The sequence below is a fragment of the Moritella sp. F3 genome (assembly GCF_015082335.1).
Lineage (GTDB): Bacteria > Pseudomonadota > Gammaproteobacteria > Enterobacterales > Moritellaceae > Moritella.
In genome coordinates this window covers 426620-445257 of record NZ_BLRL01000002.1, presented here as the reverse complement: position 1 = coordinate 445257, position 18638 = coordinate 426620, and the positions used below count along the sequence as shown (strand labels likewise).

Sequence of the window (18638 nt, the reverse complement as noted above, 5' to 3'; positions counted from 1 at the left end):
GCTTTTCCAACCAAGCGTTAAACATGCCTTCTGTAACACTTAATCACAAATTCAACACTGAAGGTTTTTATTATATGTGCGTCAGAGGTACTTCTCAATTGGCAGTAATTGTAAAAAACCGGACTTAAAGCGTTCCCATTGGCTGGTCTCTGGATCGCTTTCCCAACTTTCTGAGCCTGAATGCCAACTAATATCACCGTCATCTAAGGCCAGATTCCAACTGTTATCTATATTCATCGCTTGTTCAATATCATTCGCCAGACTTATCGCGACAGCTTCATTTTCAATAATCAAAATAGACTCTGTATTGAGGTAGGTTGAGCGTAAGTTGTAGTTGAACGAACCGATGACCGCGATCTTCCTGTCAAACACCGCCGACTTAGCATGCAGACCGTAAGCTGCTATTGGCGCGCACTTGGATAGGTCTTTCGTTGATGCTTCACACAGACTCGCGTCAGGCTTTAACTCAAACAATTGCATGCCGTTTTCAAGCATGTCTTCACGTCGCGCGGCGTAACCTGAATGATTAGCCACTAGGTCATTAGAGGCCTGTGAGTTTGTCAGCGCTTTAACCTGCACGCCTTTACTGGTTAATGTGTGTAATTTGTCGAGTTGACCATCATCGAATATCAGATAGGCAGATTCTAAGATGACTTCTTGCTCGGCGTTAACCGCTAATTCACCGAGTGTTTTGGCAGTCAGTTTCGGTTTGTTGGTATCACTGGCATCGATAGGCACTGGATGGTCAAAAACAAAACGAGCTTGTACCCACGACAATTCATTCATTGAATCATTTAACAAACGCTTGGCAGTCTGCTGATCTGCTGGTAACGCGGGATAGCTTTTGTAGTGGGGCATTGGTACTTCATTCAACATGGCGAGTTCGACATCGCTACTGTCTGTCAGCAAGTTAACAGGATAAGACCATTGGCTGTTCCAGTATTGGCCAAAGCTGGTTTGAATATCGTTAACCACAGAGCCTGATACCAGTACATCGCGGTCGCGGAAATTAATGTCATCAGAAAGGTCAAAATATTCATCGCCAATATTACGGCCGCCGACAATAGACAAAGCGCCGTCGACGGTAAATGACTTGTTGTGCATACGGCGGTTGAGGCGAGAAAAGTCACCCATAAAATTAAACCACTTGGTGAAGCCGTTACGCGTCGGGATCGGATTGAATATGCGGATTTCTATTTGTGGGTGATGAGCAAGTGTTGCCAGCAAAGCCTCTCGTTCGTTAAGGTTGATGTCATCAAGCATAACGCGCACGTTGACGCCGCGATCTGCTGCTGCCAACAGGCGACTGGCTAGGTAGCTTCCTGATACGTCGCTGTTCCAAATGTAATATTGGATATCAATGCTGTGCTCTGCTGTTTCGACAAGTGCCAATCGCTGAGCCAATGCATCCCAACCGCTATCCAATAGTAGGATACCGCTCATGTCTGCTTGCGCTTGATTTGATAAAGCTTGTTCTTGTTCTAGAAGCTCAGATAGATGTGTATCAACCAATGCAGATAATGTACTGACAGGCTGCGTGAGTAACGGCTCTGCAGGATGCTCAATCTCTTCGGGTAATGACGCGCACCCTGTAAGCGTGACGATTAAAAATAGGGTAGCAGTGATCTGTTGCAGCACAGGCATGGTGACATTTCCTTTATGTATTTAGGTCACCATATCATTCGGGACTATTTTCTGCTTATTTTTTTATATACAGTGGTATATGGGAGTCACAATATATTTGTTGCGGCATAATAAAATTATTTAAGGAAAAGGCATTCACATGTTTTTGCAGTCTCTTTATTTTTCATTTTCTGTGACCGGCCCTATTTGCATATTATTGTTTTTGGGTTATTTTCTAAAACGAATCAAATTTTTGAACGATGCCTTTGTCGATACCGCATCGAAATTGGTTTTTAAAGTGACTCTACCTGCCTTGCTCTTTTTAAGTATTGTTAATTCCGATAAAACGGTCGAAATTAATGCTACTTATATTGCTTTCGGCCTTGTTGCGAACATTACTTTCTTTTTGTTTATTACCCTTGCAGCAAAGTTATGCATTCAAGATAAACAAAACCATGGGGTGATTATTCAAGGCGGATTTCGCTCAAATACGGCGATTATAGGGCTTGCTTATGTCGCGAATGTTTATGGTGATTCAGGCGTTGCGCTAGCGGCAGTCTATGTTGCGTTCACGACCGTGTTATATAATATTTTAGCCGTTATATGCTTAACACCAACGCAGTCAAAGCTGGGCTTCGCAGGAGTCAAAGATATAGTCACTTCGATTGCTAAAAACCCATTAATTATAGGTATTATGCTGGGCGTGCTGTGTTTAATGCTAAACATAAAAATACCCACTGCGCTGGTCAGTACGGGGCAGTATTTTGCCAATATGACCTTACCTTTAGCGTTATTATGCACAGGGGCAACACTTAATTTATCGGCGCTACGTAGCGATGGCCGCCATGCTTGGTTTACGAGTTTATTTAAGCTTCTGCTTTCACCAATCTTGATCACCGGCAGTGCGTATTTGTGGGGTTTTAGTCAGCTCGAAATCGGTTTGTTATTTTTTATGACCGCCGCTCCGACTGCCGCAGCGAGTTATGTGATGGCGCGTTCAATGGGGGGGAATGCGGATCTTGCAGCTAATATCATCGCGACAACGACAGTGGGGTCAATCATCACTTGCAGCTTAGGTATTTCGATCTTGCACAGTGTTCATTTTTTCCCATCGTAAGGACATGCGCTTAAATCCGCGTTGCGACATGGCTGCCGCAACGCGATTTACACTAGAAGATCATGTGTGCACAAAGGGCGATGATAGGCAGTGTCACCAGTGTACGTAGAATGAAGATTGCCATTAACTCAACGATGTTCACTGGGATCTTGCTTGATAAGATCACCGAGCCCGTTTCTGACATGAAGATAAGCTGAGAGATAGACAGTGCCGCAATCACGAATTTAGTGATGTCACTTTCAATCGTAGATGCTGCGATAATTGATGGTACATACATATCGGTAAAACCAACTAATACCGTTTCCGCAGCTGCTTGTGCTTCAGGCAGATTTAATAGGTTTAGCAGCGGCACAAAAGGCACACCTAACCAGGTAAATAGCGGTGTTGTTTCGGCAATAACCAAGCCCATTGTACCCACGGCCATGATCACAGGTAATACCCCAAGCATCATATCTAATGAGTTTTGTAGACCTTCCGCTACGGTTGATTTAACGCTGGTCACTTTACTCGCTCTTTCTAGTGCCAGTTGGTAGCCATATTTAACCGCTGACATTGACTCAGGAATAAGTTCGCTATCAAGATCAGGTGCGCTACCGTCAATGTAAGTGTCTTTTTTATAGCTTAGTGGTGGTAAAAACTGAATAATCATTGCCGCGATAATACCCGATAGGCAAATTGTTAAGTAGAAAGGCACGAAATAGTTTTCTAAGCCAACCTGCGTTAATACCACTAAAGAAAACGAAATACCGACAGGTGAAAACATCGTTGCTACAACTGCTGCTTCTCGCTGGGTATATTTTTTCTCTTCATACTGCTTGCTCGTTAAGATCACACCCACGGTGCCGTCACCCAACCATGATGAAATACAGTCAATAGCAGAACGACCTGGTAAACGAAATACCGGGCGCATGACTTTGCTTAACATCGTGCCTAGAAACTCTAATAGACCGAAGTTTAATAACAATGGCAGTAATAAACCGGCAAAGAAAAAGGTAACAAGCAGCGATGGTAATAAATCATGTAATACCAGCCCGCCAGTATTCGCGCTCCAAATGAATTCAGGACCTACCTGATACAGGGCGAATAATGTGAATACAGCACCAAGCACACGGATCACAACCCAAACTGGGGTCAGGATAAATAACCGTGTTAATAATGCAGAGTTAACAATGAAGGCGGGTTTGATGGTATTCGCGAATACAGATACCAATGCTGACAAGCAAATAATAGCGGTAATCAGTGGGTGAATAGCGTCACCTAATAGACCCTTTACGCCAGTCGCCATTAGCGCGAGTGGAAAGGTAAAATTACCATCAACGCTTAATGGCGCAAGAAAGAAAAATAACCCCATTAAAGATGGAATTAGAAACACTAATATATTTTTTCTGGTATTACTCATTAAATTCGCCTTGATTTTTTATTCATTAAAACTGAGTTTTTATTCTTTTGGGCGATTTTACTTTTATATGCTATATAGTCAATATATAAATCTAGTTATATTGGTAATTGCCATACTCTAGGTTGCTGGTGGCACTTTTTACATGTGAAACGTCTTTGGTTGTGTTTTGTTTTGAAACTAAAGAGGAGTGGATATTCAAGGTAGGTTTTTATCACCACGTGACGTGCCTAATAAGAAAGCTACGTGCCTAATAAGGAAGTTACGCGCCCCTAGCAAAGTTAATATGAACAGAGCCTGAACAAGGTTTAGATAATGTTACTACTGGTCATGTATTTAGCTGTTTAGTGAACAGAGTTGTGAGGAAAGTAAAGTAAAGTCAGTAAGTTAGAGGTTAAAGTAAAGTACCGTAAGAAAATTCAGTTTAATTTGATTTCACTAAGTATTTTAAATACATTGGCGCCCATTGACGGGGTAGTACTTGACTTAATATTCGATTTTAAATCGTTTCTTGTTATTACTGTGACTGTCTTCTAATCATCGCCTTAAAAAAACGGAATTGTTCATGAACAACATCAATAAAGCATTATCTCTTACGCTGACTGCACTGGTATCTACAGCTGCTGTTGCAGACGATAAAAACACCAACGAATTTTCTTTTGGTGGGCGCGTTGAAGCACAAGGTTTCCTTACTGATAGCCATTATAGCGATGAATTTACAGCTCGGTTACATGGTCAAGGTAAATACCAACTAAATGACGCTATTACGGCGGTTGGTAAAGTGGAGTTGGAATCAATATTCCCAAACTCTTCATCTAATAGGAATCTTGAAGATTATACGCGTTATGCCTATGCGGGTGTGGAGACGGCTTACGGCGCATTAACATACGGTACGCAAGATAATGCGGTTACCTACCTCACTGACTTTACCGATATGGCTGAAGTTTATAGTGGTTATACCAACACCCACATTGCAGCAAGTGATGATAGAGCTAAAGATACGCTGCTGTATAGTGTGACCAAGGGGGATTTTAAATTCAATGCGTCAGCGAATTTTGAAGAGTCTGAAAAGGGTGGCGGTGTGATGGTTGCTTATCAATTACGTCCCGATGTTGAAGTGAGTGCTGGTTATGCTACAACAGAAGCGACTGATTTCTTCTCCGACTCGTCAGAGGTATACATGCTAGGTGCTCGCTATACGAAAGATAGTTTCTTACTGTCTGGTTTAGTGCAAAAAGGCTCGGTATTCGATGATGATTTTAATGCTGTTGATGCATTTGCGTCTTATGGCTTCGGTGAAAACACGGTTAGCCTTTCGTATAACTATCTAAGTGCTGATGCAAGAAAAAATCTAGATGTTAACTTCCTTGCATTTGAATATGGGCGTTATTTTGGCGGCGTAGCGCTATACACAGGTTATAAAGTTGCATTAGGCACAGATACTTCAGCGCTAGTGCGTGAAAATGCAGATGAATTTATGTTTGGTGCTCGTTACGCTTTCTAACTTTACCCCAAGATCAAAAAAGCCTCCAAGGTAGGAGGCTAATAACAATGAAGCGCTAAGCTGTCTGTATGATTATACTTTTGCTGGTTCAGCTTTTAGTTCGCTGATCATTGCAGTCAGTTGGTCAATTTTAGCATCTACTTCATTCAATTTTCGACCTTGAACACCAGTAAAGCGACCTGTGATGCTTTGCGCTTTCGTTTCAATTGAGTCTAATGTGATTTTTTTAGCAAAAAGATCAGATGCTTTTTCTTTTAGTTTTGGCTCAACTTGCGTGCCGCGTTCAACCAAAGATTCAAAAAGTTGCGTTGCTTTATCTGATGATTTTGATACACCATCAATTATAGTGCCATAAACACCAAAACCAGCAGTGATCGATGTTTTTGCTGTGTCTTTTGCGACGTTGCCGATAGTTTTTACTTGATTTAGTAAGTTAGTCATTATAATCACTCCTAGTTAAATTATGTTGCTTGAGGTTTGTTCTAGCTGAGGTCATCATATTGGTTTTATTTAGAAATATAATTCCAGAACACTTACTTCAAAACACTTACTTCAAAACACTTACTTCAAAACACTTACTTCAAAACACTTATTCCCAAACACTTATTCCAGAAAGTTATTTCAGCACGGTTATCTAACAACTATATTCTTTATGGTGGGCTGGTGAGTTCTGTTATAGTGAAATGAGTACGATTTTAATCGTTAACTAACTAAGGAATAAGATAAATGAGTCTATTACTAGAACATGCGTTGACTGTTTTTATGGCCTTTTTTGCGATTATGAATCCGATTGCAAATACCACTGTTTTTGCTGGACTAACAGGGGCGATGAGGAAGTCTGAACAAGTTAAAATTGCGGTTAAATCGCTTACTATCACCTTTGTGATTATTGTTTTGTTTTCAATTTTAGGTAAATCAATCTTCCACCTATTTGGGATCACGCTGCCTGCATTACGGATAACGGGAGGTATTTTGGTATTCCTTGTTGGTTATCACATGTTGCAAGGTAAAAGTTCTAAGCTGCATACTGCAGAAGAAACTAATGATTCAGATATTGCGGTATCCCCGTTAGCCGTGCCGCTGCTTGCAGGCCCAGGCACAATAGCGACAGCCATGAATTATTCATCGGCGGGTGGATGGGGTGAAATTATTATCACCGTCGTCGCCTTTGCGGTGTTATGCCTTATTACGTTCTTTTGTTTTATTTTTTCGTCGAAGATTATTTCGGCAATCGGTGAGAGTGGCTTGAGTATTGTTACCCGCTTAATGGGACTCATCTTGGCTGTTATTGGTGTGCAAATGTTGATTGGTGGCGTCACCGCCGTTATCGGTTCGCTAAGCTGATATACCGACATGGGTATGGTTGATTTGCGCGTGCACGCCGATGCTATTGTCGGTGTGCCGCGCTATTTTATAAGTACTTTTTATTCGTCGTACTTTTTAGTCGAGCAGTGTAACGGCTAATTAAAACGTAGTGAGCTGCAGCATTTTATGCAAACGCTCTAAGGCAACAGGACTCGCTTTCATGGTAATACGAATACCAGTCTCGTGATATTCCTCTTCAATAACCTGCATTTTACTGTGGATCTCACCCATCACGCCGCTGGCAGTGTAAGGGATATCAAAACACGCTGCGCACATTTTCTTTTCAAGTAAGTTTTGAATTTCTTTATGTACGAATGCAACATCGGCTTTATCATGTGCACTGATTTGTAATGCATCAGGGTAACGTTCTAGCAGGTCTAACTGTTGTTCTTCAGTTAAACGATCAACCTTGTTTAACAATAATACCTTGTTGTCTAAATCGATATCTAACTGATCTAATACATGGTCGACAATGGCTAGCTGCGAAGTAAAATTTTCGTCCGAGGCATCAACGACGTAAAGTAATAAGTCGGCACTTTTAGCTTCTTCCAAAGTAGAATGAAACGATGCGACTAAATCATGCGGTAGTTTTTGGATAAAACCAACGGTATCCGAGATTAAAATACGCGGTTGTGTCGGCGGCTGTAGCGTACGTACCGTAGTATCTAGCGTCGCAAATAGTTTGTCTTCAACCAATACTTCGGTATCTGTTAAAGCGCGCATTAATGATGATTTACCAGCATTGGTATAACCAACAAGTGCCACGGTGAGCTGTTCAACACGACTACTGCTGCGGCCGTCCATTTCACGTTGTAGCTTGACTAGCTCACGTCTTAGCTCTGCTATTTGATTACGAACACGGCGACGACTAATCTCAAACACCGTTTCACTGATTGAACGGCCTTTTTGGCGTTCACGATCGCCACTGCTTTCATCACGTAATCGCGGTGTTAAGTAGTTAAGTCGCGCGATCTCTACTTGCAGCTTCGCAGTACGGGTACGTGCGTGTTTACTAAAAATTTCGATAATAACGCGGGTACGATCGTAAACTTCTACGCCGAGTGCCTCTTCAACATTACTTAATTGATTCGGGCTTAGTTCGCAATCGAATACCACAACGTTGGCTTGGCATTTAACATCTGTTGTTGCTAATAATTGGTTTAACTCGTCCTGGTCTAGTTCAATCTGCACTTCATTTTCATAAAATGTGCTTTCACCTGTTAATGTGGCTAATTCTTCTAGTTTACCCGAGCCTAATACAGACAACTGTTTAGTCGATCTTTGGCGTTGGGTTTTAGCGCCAACTACAGAGAAACCAAGGGTGCTAACTAAGCGGCCTAATTCAGATAATGATTCGTCTACTTCTTGCTGGCTAACACAAGGGGTGCGAATAGCGATTAATAAGGCGCGGCTAACGGAGTGTTCTGTTGTTGCGATCGACATGTAGGTACTCATTTTAAATAATATGGGGTGCATCCTACCCGTTTGTGCTCTGCTTTTATATACGCATTTCGAGTTTCTCTGTTTAGTGGCGTGAATGTGAATATCAAAAATAATAAAAATGCGGCACCTCAGTGTCACGCTCACGTGCAACTCAGCCGTTTTGCTTTAGCTAAAATAGTTAAATATGTTGAGTTAACAGCGAGATGATTAGATTATATGCGTGCTATATCTATATATTTAAATAGCGCGGGATATTATAAACATTATTATTGATACTAAAGTGGTATCTGTTTATGCTAGCCCTTTCTTCTCTGTCGATAGATTCAATAATGAAAAAACATATATTAGTAACAGCAATTCTACTTTCATTAACGGGCACTGCGATGGCTGCAGATGGTGACATGGTAGATGTCACCATCCTCGGTACATCTGATATTCATGGTCATTTCATGCCTTGGGATTACGCGAGCGATAAACTGAATATGGTGGGTAGCCTAAGCCAGATTGCCACCAAAGTAAAAACCATCCGTGACGAGCAAGATAACGTCATTTTGGTTGATGCGGGCGACACTATTCAAGGTAACTTTGTAGAAACGTTTAAAGACGAGCCCATTGATCCGATGATGTTGGGGTTCAATGAAATGAATTACGATATTTGGGTGCTGGGTAATCACGAGTTTGATTTTGGATTAGATGTACTTAATCGTTCACTGAGCCAATTTGAAGGTACGTCACTTAGCGGCAACATCAAACGTGAAGATGGTAACCCGTTCTTGCCAGCATATAAAATCATTGAAAAATCAGGTATTAAAATTGGTGTGATCGGTATGGATACGCCAATGGTCGAAGTATTTACCGCGGGAACCGACCGCCTTGAGGGCATAACATTTAGCAATCCATCATTGGAAGTGAAAAAAGTAATTAAACAACTTGATGGTAAAGTGGATGCAATTATTCTTGTAGCTCATATGGGGCTTGATAACGAGAACAATATTGCCGCCACAGGTGTGCGTGATATTGCCAATGAGAACCCTGAAATAGACGCGATTGTGGCTGGCCATATGCATACGCTTATTGATAAAGCGACCGTGAATGGCGTGATCATTACAGAACCGGATAAATACGGCCGTGCGCTTTCTCGTATTGATCTACAGTTTGCAGAAAAAGATGGCCAGTTTACCCTAGTCAACAAAGACAGCTTCACCTATAAAATAAAAGGTGTGGAGTCGGATGATAAAATGGAGTCCTTGTACGCGCCTTACCATAAACGTTTACGTGAAAATGCTAATCGTGTGGTCGCCGAATTATCCGGTGTCGATTTAGTCCCTGAAAATGAAATTAGAGGTATTCCGCAAGTTCATATTCAAGATACTGGTATCAGTGCCTTGTTCCAGGAGGCGAGTATGTATTACGCGCCATTAGCTAACGTGGTTGCATTGCAAATTGACAATGATTTGGCTGAGCTGGATGTCGGGGAAATTAAAGCCAAAGACATCGCCTATAACTACCAATACGCGGGTGGTGAAATTACGGTTTATGAAATGACGGGTAAAGATCTGAGCACCTACATGGAATGGTCAGCGGGTTACTTTAATAGCGTGCAAGCAGGAGACGTGACGTACAGCTTCAACCTTGAGCGTCGTTCATCTAAATACTCAACTAACGACTTTTTTGGTGGCGTTACTTACAGCATTGATTTAACCAAACCTGCAGGTGAGCGTATTACTGACCTGCAATTTGCAGATGGTAAAGTGATCACCGACAACACGCTAATTCGTTTGGGCATGAACAGTTACCGTATGGGGCATTTAACGAAAGTAGGTGGGGTACTTGAAGGCCAAAGCTTCCCTGTATTATTTGATACCAAAGCAGTGTTTGGTGAAGAGCAAGGTACGATCCGAAACTTCACGATCCGTTATTTAAACGAAGTGAAAAACGGTAAATACCAAGGTAAGCTGATGAACCGTTGGATGCTCACTGGTTTGGAAGGTTACGACAAAGAGCGCAACGTAGTAAAAGCCTTGGTTAACCGTGGTGAAATTGATGTACCAGCCAGTAAAGACGGTCGTTATACCAACGTGGCGTCGATTAACGTTAAAGGCCAGCTGTTTACAAGCAAATCGGAGTTAAACGTTTATCTTACGCAGTTAGAAAATGAGTTGAAAATTGCGACGACAGACGCTGAAAAAATACGTATTCAGCGTGATATGGTGATTGCTAAAGCGTTAAATTAATACGATTAGTTTTCTTTACCTCTCCTCACCGTTGATTTAGGTGAGGTGAGGACACGCAATGCCTTTATGTTGCTCGGCTGATTCATTTAGATATGAGATTCTATTTTTAATTTCTTCCCAATGTCACCAACTAGACTAGCCTCAAATCCTAAAATAAGCGCTATCTAGAAAGTGTATAATAAGGTCATGTTCGTTTCTGTATCGGTGCTTTCTTTATTATCCAGTGGGGTGTTGTTGTAACGTACAATGACTGAAAATTTCATGGCTAATGCGTCAATAATGCTGGCAGTGATGGATGTTTCCGAACGTGCTTCAAAGACGTCACCATATTCGGCGATGAGCATCTGCTTGAACTTAGAACTTGTCGATATTTTTCTCTCGTAGTTCATCACCCCATAAGCTAACCATGTATTGTCAGTATCGTAACCTGCTTCAGCGGCACTTTCGTCGTCTAAACGTCTAAATTTATAAGCGGGACCTGCTTCAATACTAAACTCGGTTTTATCATTATTAATAAATTTATGACCGTAACCAGAAGAGATCGTTGAAGTGGAGGTGAAACCGGTGAAGGGGTCTGCTTCATGGTTGGCGGTGACAAAGATATAATTAACCGCTGATAACTGATAGTTGCCCTGTACTCGGCTAAGATAACGTTTACCAGTTACTTCACCTGTGTCTTTTTTGTATAACGTTTCAATTAAATACTGGTTCTCCCAGTTTCTCCAGTTATGATCAATATCTAAACGTGCTTTTACTGAGGTTGTCTCGGTATTACCTGTGGTGATTGTTACGCCTAATTCGGCGTCGCCACTAAAGGTATTTTTCTCCTTACTGCTATCTGCATCGGATTGAGCTAAACAAGGGGTTGTGATTAAAAGAGGGGCTGACATTAAAATCACAGGCGCTATGTACATTTTGTTCATTGCTAGAATCTCAATATTTACTGTCGGCTTAATGAGTATATTCATAATCGACTAATGTGCCCAATGAGAGCCGTAGTGATGAGATAGATTATCTGTGCTGTATGAAACTGCTGGAGTGGAATAAATTAAGCTATGTTGAGGTCAGTAGATAATCCCAACAAAGCTTAATAATATAGGGGTTAAATTATGTTAATTCTGGCCCTAAACGTAGACGTGCTTCATAGTCGTCGTAGTAATCTTTTTCGGCTAATAATACGGTTAGTTTGTCTAATGTGAATGCTTGCTCATTCATGCCATTTTCTAAGCGTTGTAGGCAATGACCAATCGCGGTCTGCTCGTCTTGTTCTAAATATTCACGGCAAAAGTACAGTGGTGGTAAGCCATAAGCAAATGACGTTAATTGGGCAATGTGCATGGCATCGAGTGATTGTGTTAATTGTGCGATAGAAATGTTAGCAGTTGACTGATTTTGACAGGTATTTGACATTGAAAGCGCTCATATAAGAAAGACCCAAATATACTACAGCAAAATTATTTTTATTACTGAGCTTATTCAGTATAAATTTAATGATTTCTGCTGTAGTAGGTTCAGATTATGCAATCAAGCTCTGACAAGCGTACAAAACGCTTATGCATGCGTTAATACGGTGGTCGACACATTATTATTACTACTGTTTAGCCATTGCTGATTGGGAGTATAGCTGCGTAACCAAGCTAAGATCTTTGCCGCTGGCATCGGCCGTGCAATGCCATAACCCTGAGCTGCATAACAGCCCATTTCGAGCAGCATTAAACCGTGCTCTGTGGTTTCAACACCTTCGGCAATGACTTCTCGATTAAAGGAATTTGCTAGCGCAAGCACACCACTGATAATGGCATAATCGTCAGGTTCATCGAGCATATTCTTCACAAAACTCTGATCTATTTTGATGGTATTTGCCGGTAAATCCTTGAGATGGGTAAGTGACGAATAGCCCGTACCAAAATCATCGAGGGCGATATTCACCCCTAGCACATTCCGACAAGTATCGAGAATACCGCGGATGGTATTGAGGTCGGTCAGCGCGCCACTTTCTAATATTTCTAATTGTAAATATTTGGCATTGAAATGGGGGTAGTTTGCTAATGCATTTTCCAGCTGAGTTAAAAATGCAGGTGAGATCAAGTGATAACAAGCGATATTGACACTCACTTCAAGAAAGATCCCTTGTTGTTGCCATTCAACTGTTTGTTTCAGTGCTTGGTTAATTACCCAATCACCTATTTGAATTTCTAACGCTGAGCCCTCGATAATCGGTAAGAAATCCAACGGTGGGATCAAACCATCTTCTGGGTGCAGCCAACGGATCAAGGCCTCTGCGCCATATACCTCACCGGTTTTCATGTTTATTTTTGGTTGGTAATATAACGCAAACTCGTTATTTAATAAGGCTTGTTGTATTTCATCAAGCTGCTGGTTTTTTTGTGTTTTTTGTTTGTCTTGTTCAGGATTAAATAAATGGAAACGATTTTTACCAGCTAATTTTGCTTGGTACATCGAATAATCTGCGTGACGTAATAAGGTATCTAAATCAGCATCATTTTCAGGATATAGCGTAACCCCAATCGAAACACTGATATTAAAAACATGCCCGGCAATAAGATAAGGTTGAGCAAGGCAATGATTAATCCGGGTTAATAGTTGCTGGCAATGCTGCAGTGATTCAATCTCACCTAATAACAGCACAAACTCATCGCCACCTTGGCGTGAGGCGGTATCTTCATCTCTGATATTCGCGTTGAGGCGTTGTGCTACCGCAATCAGTAATTGGTCTCCCACCTCATGGCCATAACTATCATTGACTGGCTTGAAGTTGTCCAAGTCTAGAAAACACACACCAAGCATGGTATCGGTTTGCTGACTATGGCGAATACCTAATTTGAAACGCTCTGCAAGCAATGAGCGGTTGGGTAATTCGGTGAGCATGTCATAGTGTGCCATTAATTCGAGTTTTTTCTGTTGCTGTTTAGCCTGGGTAATATCAGCGAATAAGCCGACATAATGAAACGTCCCACTACCATCATCATTGCTGAGAGAGGAAATAGAAAGTCGAGCAGCAAAGAGCTCACCGTTTTTCTTTTTATTCCATACTTCGCCATGCCAGTATCCCTGCTTAAGGAGGCTTTGCCACATTTCAGTAAAAAAAGAAGGGCTTTGTTTGTTGGACGAAAGGATACTCGGCGTTTGGCCTGATACTTCGTCAAGACTGTAACCGGTGACGCGAGTGAAAGCGGGATTAATATCAATGATTTTCCCGGTCGCATCGGTGATCATCAACCCTTCATTGGTCTCGCTAAATACACGGGAAGACAGCTTAATTTTTTCATCTGACAAATTACGTTCAATTGCGATTACACTGAGTTGAACGGCGAATTCGAGTAACTTGAAATCCCTCGCCGTAGGTGTGCTCGGTTGATGATGGTAAATTGCAAAGGTGCCTAGTAGTTGATTATTAGATCCTATGATAGGTTCAGACCAGCAAGAGGCTAATTGGGCTTTGGCAGCTAGCGCTTTAAAGGGCGCCCAGTATGGATGCGTTTGGGTATTCTCAACAATAACTCTTTGTTTTGTGAATGCGGCTGTACCGCAACTGCCGACGCCACCTCCGATCTCGATACCATCAATAGCGTCATTGTAAAAATCAGGAATTGTTGAGGATGAAAACCCACAATTAAGCTGGGTACCTTGGGGGTTTGCCAATAGTACAGAGCACAGTGTGCCGGTTTGTTCTTGTTCAATAAAGTTAACGATATGCTCTAAAATTATATTTAATGGGTCGCCTTTTAATAACTTCTCTAACACCGCGCTACGTGCATTGTCATGTAATTCTATTTTTTTACGTTGCGATATATCGGTGTGTACGCCTGTACACCAGAGAGGTCTATCTTGCTCATCCCATGCGATAAACTCACAGGTTGTTTGGATCCATAACCAATCCCCATCTGTCCCTTTTCGTCGATATTCAAGTTTAAATGAGACACCGTTGCCTAAGGATTGCTGATATTTATTGACAACGGATTTAAGGTCATCGGGATGAATGTTTTTTAACCAGTAGGTGAGTGTTGTTTTTATATCGGAGGGAGCGTAACCCGCCATGTTTCCGGTTTGACCACCAAATGAAATGTCACCACTTTGTACGTTTAGCTCAAACCATATTTGCCCAGCGGATGTTAACGCTAAATTTAAGCGTTTTAAATTATCGTCTAATTCTTTGGTTCGTGCTGTGACAATGCTTTTAAGTCCTGCTTTATCGTCTCTTATCTGTAATATTGAGATCGCAGAAAAGGTGACTAATAGGGTAAATACGCCTCCCATCAGCGACATAAATAAAATCGAAATATAGTGTGCACAAGCTTTGGTGTGAGATACCTTTAACATCCAAGTTACGTTGGCAATATTGATCTTATTGATAATCGGATCTGTTGATAATAATGTCGGTGACGTCGCTAAAGCTTGTTTTTTTCCGGTGTCGGGGTGAATACGAGATAATTCATAGGATAATCCTGTATCGACTAAAGCAGACAGTTTTACAGGTGCAAGCACTTGAGGAAAGCGCAGTAATACTGTGGCGAAGCCCCAAAAATATGTTTCACCGTTTGGACGGTCTAAATATATTGGTAAGCGTCCAACTGCGCCATAACCACCTTGCACTAAATCAAAAGGGCCAGCTAAGGTTAATTTACCGCTATTTTTGGTGGCGACAGATTCTTTATTTCTATTCGGGGCGGTGAGTAAGTTATGTCCAAGCGCTTTTTCGTTACCGGCTAATGGTGCGACATAGGTGATAATACCATTTGGTGCTAGCTGTAGCGCGGTTACATTTGGGTAGAAGGGCAGCATTTCAGTGGCAAATTGCCTGAATTGTTCTTCATTAAGTGGTTGTTTTTTGACGAGGGCTGCTAATGGAAATGTCGCTGATAACGCTTGATTGATCGTACTCTCAATGAGGTTGACATAAATGTGCGATAAATTTTGAATCGCTAAACGTTCTTTCTGATGTTGGTAACTGTAAATTGAATAGACAGTGATCGCAGATAGCACGATAGACACGGTAAAAATCAGTTGTATGGTGGTAGATGTCTTTAATTTTTTTAACATTGAATTCTTCAAGGTGCGTTACGCCTGTTTTGTTATACAACTTACCCGACCTGATCGGGGGATAAAGGACATTAGTAACATTATGGGGAAGAGCAGGATATACACATTAAGTATAATTTATATTGTTGACAGCTCGCTTTATCGACGGTGCTAGAGGGCTGTGATATTGCTAGACCTTACTATGATCTTATTCATCAAGGAGCTAGTGCAGGTACTTGTGGTTTTGTGCGTTGATTTTAGCTGCGATGGTCGTATTACCATTGCCTGCATAAATTGATGTGTTTGTGATTTATATCACTAACCGTTTGTTTCACCGTGTTTTTAACGTTGATATTTGCAGTGCTGACTCCCAGCATTAAGATATTTACTGAAATGTTAGTAATAAAACGAAATTTATGTTTTGGCTATTACTGAATCTGTGAAATAACGCTTTATTTTACTCATTTATGGTTACTTTAAATCGTTTTAATTGATCGGTACGTATAAAAAATAGTTCATATGTGCTTTAATTACAAATCATAATAAAGTTATCCTCGTTCCTGACGATATATTTATATCCCCATCATTTTTATAGAAGTGCTGTTAATGAATTTAAAAACACAATCATATTTACTTGCCGGAATCATATTATCAGCACTTATCGCTGTTACTGTCGTGGGACTGTGGACGCTTAAAGCATCAAGTACTGCGGATAATAAATCGCGTGTAACAGAAGTTTTTCAAACGACTTATAACTTTATCAGTGAAATGGAAAAGATGGTGGCCGCTGGGGAGTTAGATGAAGCTCAAGCGAAAGGCATTGCCATCCGTGTACTGCAAAATAATATTTATAAAGACAATGAATATGTGTACGTCGCAGATGAAAATTTAATGTTCCTTGCTGCGCCGTTAGATCCACAACTGCACGGTACGAGTTTTAATGATTTTAAAGACAGTAACGGCCGAAGTGTTGGTCAGATCTTACAAAATGCAGTGAATCGTCAAGGTAATAAACTTGCCGAATATACTTGGACGCAAAGACTGCCTGATGGTTCTGTTGAAGAGAAACACTCGATTGCTGAAAGAACTGTTCGTTGGGGGTGGATCGTGGGAACGGGCATCGGTGAAAATGAAGTCAATGCGCGTTTCTGGTCAAGTGCCCAGTGGCAGTTCGGTTTATGTTTTGCTGTGGCGAGTTTGATCTTTGGATTGTTAATGACGGCAATCAAACGTATGACGGCGATCATTGGTGGTGAACCGAGTGATGTATTAGCTGCGATACAGGCTGTTGCTGATGGTAAAATCAGCACATCATTTAATGAGTCGGCACCAAGAAATAGTATTTATGGCGCAGTACAAACAATGAGTATGTCTTTGGGGGAGTTAGTTCAGCATCTTGGCAAAGCGATGAATGCATTAAGCGCTGAATTACACAATGTGGATTCACGTGCTAAACAGATGAGCGAATTGACTGAGACACAACGACAATCAACGGTGATGATCGCAACGGCCATGACTGAAATGGCTGAATCGGCCAATGGTGTTGCAGATTCTGCTCAAGCGACTGCGCAGAATACGCTTGATGCGGATAAACAAAGTGTCGATACCCATAATTTAATTAACTCGACGGTGAATAATATTCAAGGACTTGCTGACCAGTTGCACACGGCTAGTTCAGCAGTATCTTCATTAGATAGCGATGTTCATAATATTACTAAGATCTTAGATGTGATTGGTGACATTGCCGAGCAAACAAACTTGTTGGCATTGAATGCGGCGATTGAAGCGGCGCGTGCGGGTGAGCAAGGCCGTGGTTTTGCCGTTGTTGCTGATGAAGTGCGAAACTTAGCTGGGCGAACACAAAACTGTACCAAAGAAATTCAACAGATGGTGACGAACCTGCAAACAGGTTCTCGCAATGCGATTTCAACGATGGATGTGTGTGCCGAGACCAGTGCTAGTACAGTCACTGAATCACAACATGCATCGGCAGCATTAGCACAAATCGTTACCGCGCTAGAAACTATTTCATCAATGAGCCATGAGATCGCCACAGCAGCAGAACAACAAAAAGTAGTTGGCGAAGATATTGCGATGCAGGTCAATATGATTGAGCAGAGTAGTTGTCAGTTATCAACAACGGTATCGGATGGCGCTGAAAGTTCACAAAGTTTGGTGAGATTAACGGCAGATTTAGCCAGCTGGTTGAATAAATTCCAAGTAAAATAATAAACCAGTGAATTCAGAAGCGTCACATCGTTCGGTGTGACGCTTTTTTATTAGCCTGAAAACGTAATATGTTATTTTTATCTTATAATATTTTTGCAATCGCTGCTTCGGCACATTGCACATCAAGGTGACCACCAGGCGCGCCGCCAACACCCACTGCACCAATAACTGTATTGCCAGATTTTAGTGGAATACCGCCCGCTAAGAACAGCAGATTATCATCCATATCTTTGAGTGGCTGTAGAAATGGTTTGTCGGCAATCGTTTTCATCAAGTTTGCGGTTGGTTGCTTCATACTCACGGCTGTAAATGCTTTCTGGCGTGAGCTTTCTAATGTATGTCTACCCGCATTATCTGCGCGCAGTTGAGCGATGACATTACCCGTTACGTCAACGACCGTTGCTGTGACGTTATAACCTTGCTTTCCACATTGCTGTACGGCTTCATTTGCTAAGCTAAAGGCTGATAGCGACGAAATTTGCATGACTGAAATAGTCTTTAATGCAGAGTCTGCTGCCGCGCCAAAAGATGATGCCATTAAGCCTGCAGTCGCTAGTGTCTTTATTGTGTGTTTAATCGTTTTCATGTTGTGCTCCGTTTTATTTATTGGCTGGTCGCTAGTGAGTGAGCTTAGATTAACGCAAGCTGTATTACCTCTCTCTTACAAAAACATTACATCGTTGTAAT

13 protein-coding genes are annotated in these 18638 nt (G+C 41.5%); 5 read left to right on the top strand and 8 right to left on the bottom strand.

All coding sequences use genetic code 11. From position 1 onward, the window contains the following. Positions 1 to 81 precede the first annotated feature (81 nt). Entirely contained in the window at positions 82 to 1644 is a 1563-nt protein-coding gene (locus JFU56_RS05150) for a phospholipase D family protein (protein WP_198436196.1), read from the bottom strand. Between the two features lie 139 nt (positions 1645 to 1783). Here JFU56_RS05150 and JFU56_RS05145 point away from each other — a divergent pair, with 139 nt between their 5' ends. Next, complete coding sequence (locus JFU56_RS05145) at positions 1784 to 2740, top strand: AEC family transporter (protein ID WP_374221036.1); 957 nt, start codon at positions 1784 to 1786, stop codon at positions 2738 to 2740. Positions 2741 to 2792: 52 nt separating this feature from the next. Here the strand turns inward: JFU56_RS05145 and JFU56_RS05140 are convergent, their stop codons facing one another. Further along, positions 2793 to 4139: a YjiH family protein gene (locus JFU56_RS05140; RefSeq protein WP_198436195.1), complete on the bottom strand. Its 1347-nt coding sequence runs from the start codon at positions 4137 to 4139 to the stop codon at positions 2793 to 2795. 562 nt (positions 4140 to 4701) lie between these two features. On the opposite strand from JFU56_RS05140, the gene JFU56_RS05135 reads away from it, so the two are divergent. Continuing rightward, positions 4702 to 5640, top strand: a complete 939-nt coding sequence (locus tag JFU56_RS05135; RefSeq protein ID WP_198436194.1) for a porin — start codon at positions 4702 to 4704, stop codon at positions 5638 to 5640. Positions 5641 to 5712: 72 nt separating this feature from the next. Here the strand turns inward: JFU56_RS05135 and JFU56_RS05130 are convergent, their stop codons facing one another. Continuing rightward, the gene (locus JFU56_RS05130; protein WP_198436193.1) at positions 5713 to 6081 is read right to left on the bottom strand and encodes a hypothetical protein; all 369 of its coding nucleotides are present in this window, start codon (positions 6079 to 6081) and stop codon (positions 5713 to 5715) included. A gap of 285 nt (positions 6082 to 6366) precedes the next feature. On the opposite strand from JFU56_RS05130, the gene JFU56_RS05125 reads away from it, so the two are divergent. Next, positions 6367 to 6984, top strand: coding sequence for a MarC family protein (locus tag JFU56_RS05125; protein ID WP_198436192.1), 618 nt, complete (start codon positions 6367 to 6369; stop codon positions 6982 to 6984). Between the two features lie 120 nt (positions 6985 to 7104). Here the strand turns inward: JFU56_RS05125 and hflX are convergent, their stop codons facing one another. Further along, positions 7105 to 8448, bottom strand: a complete 1344-nt coding sequence (hflX, locus tag JFU56_RS05120) for a GTPase HflX (RefSeq protein ID WP_198436191.1) — start codon at positions 8446 to 8448, stop codon at positions 7105 to 7107. A 329-nt stretch (positions 8449 to 8777) separates the two neighbouring features. On the opposite strand from hflX, the gene JFU56_RS05115 reads away from it, so the two are divergent. Then, positions 8778 to 10682 carry a bifunctional UDP-sugar hydrolase/5'-nucleotidase gene (locus JFU56_RS05115; protein ID WP_198436190.1) on the top strand — a complete coding sequence of 635 codons (1905 nt, stop codon included), beginning with the start codon at positions 8778 to 8780 and terminating at the stop codon, positions 10680 to 10682. A gap of 164 nt (positions 10683 to 10846) precedes the next feature. Here the strand turns inward: JFU56_RS05115 and JFU56_RS05110 are convergent, their stop codons facing one another. The 3 genes from JFU56_RS05110 to JFU56_RS05100 form a co-directional block, all read right to left on the bottom strand. After that, positions 10847 to 11605, bottom strand: a complete 759-nt coding sequence (locus tag JFU56_RS05110) for a YdiY family protein (RefSeq protein ID WP_198436189.1) — start codon at positions 11603 to 11605, stop codon at positions 10847 to 10849. Between the two features lie 184 nt (positions 11606 to 11789). Continuing rightward, positions 11790 to 12092, bottom strand: a complete 303-nt coding sequence (locus tag JFU56_RS05105) for a hypothetical protein (RefSeq protein ID WP_198436188.1) — start codon at positions 12090 to 12092, stop codon at positions 11790 to 11792. A gap of 141 nt (positions 12093 to 12233) precedes the next feature. Next, the gene (locus JFU56_RS05100; protein WP_198436187.1) at positions 12234 to 15743 is read right to left on the bottom strand and encodes an EAL domain-containing protein; all 3510 of its coding nucleotides are present in this window, start codon (positions 15741 to 15743) and stop codon (positions 12234 to 12236) included. Between the two features lie 585 nt (positions 15744 to 16328). On the opposite strand from JFU56_RS05100, the gene JFU56_RS05095 reads away from it, so the two are divergent. Continuing rightward, a complete protein-coding gene (locus JFU56_RS05095) occupies positions 16329 to 17951 on the top strand; it encodes a methyl-accepting chemotaxis protein (protein WP_198436186.1) in 1623 nt (540 codons plus the stop codon). A gap of 82 nt (positions 17952 to 18033) precedes the next feature. On the opposite strand, the gene JFU56_RS05090 is transcribed toward JFU56_RS05095, so the two are convergent. Beyond that, the gene (locus JFU56_RS05090) at positions 18034 to 18537 is read right to left on the bottom strand and encodes a heme-binding protein (protein WP_198436185.1); all 504 of its coding nucleotides are present in this window, start codon (positions 18535 to 18537) and stop codon (positions 18034 to 18036) included. Positions 18538 to 18638: the final 101 nt, after the last annotated feature.

Bases quoted from the DNA above. Each gene is read 5' to 3' on its own strand.
- JFU56_RS05135 (WP_198436194.1), top strand. From the start codon at position 4,702: ATGAACAACATCAATAAAGCATTATCTCTTACGCTGACTGCACTGGTA.
- JFU56_RS05105 (WP_198436188.1), bottom strand. From the start codon at position 12,092: ATGTCAAATACCTGTCAAAATCAGTCAACTGCTAACATTTCTATCGCA.
- JFU56_RS05090 (WP_198436185.1), bottom strand. From the start codon at position 18,537: ATGAAAACGATTAAACACACAATAAAGACACTAGCGACTGCAGGCTTA.
- JFU56_RS05150 (WP_198436196.1), bottom strand. From the start codon at position 1,644: ATGCCTGTGCTGCAACAGATCACTGCTACCCTATTTTTAATCGTCACG.
- JFU56_RS05115 (WP_198436190.1), top strand. From the start codon at position 8,778: ATGAAAAAACATATATTAGTAACAGCAATTCTACTTTCATTAACGGGC.
- JFU56_RS05140 (WP_198436195.1), bottom strand. From the start codon at position 4,139: ATGAGTAATACCAGAAAAAATATATTAGTGTTTCTAATTCCATCTTTA.
- JFU56_RS05100 (WP_198436187.1), bottom strand. From the start codon at position 15,743: ATGTTAAAAAAATTAAAGACATCTACCACCATACAACTGATTTTTACC.
- JFU56_RS05110 (WP_198436189.1), bottom strand. From the start codon at position 11,605: ATGAACAAAATGTACATAGCGCCTGTGATTTTAATGTCAGCCCCTCTT.
- JFU56_RS05125 (WP_198436192.1), top strand. From the start codon at position 6,367: ATGAGTCTATTACTAGAACATGCGTTGACTGTTTTTATGGCCTTTTTT.
- JFU56_RS05095 (WP_198436186.1), top strand. From the start codon at position 16,329: ATGAATTTAAAAACACAATCATATTTACTTGCCGGAATCATATTATCA.
- hflX (WP_198436191.1), bottom strand. From the start codon at position 8,448: ATGTCGATCGCAACAACAGAACACTCCGTTAGCCGCGCCTTATTAATC.
- JFU56_RS05130 (WP_198436193.1), bottom strand. From the start codon at position 6,081: ATGACTAACTTACTAAATCAAGTAAAAACTATCGGCAACGTCGCAAAA.
- JFU56_RS05145 (WP_374221036.1), top strand. From the start codon at position 1,784: ATGTTTTTGCAGTCTCTTTATTTTTCATTTTCTGTGACCGGCCCTATT.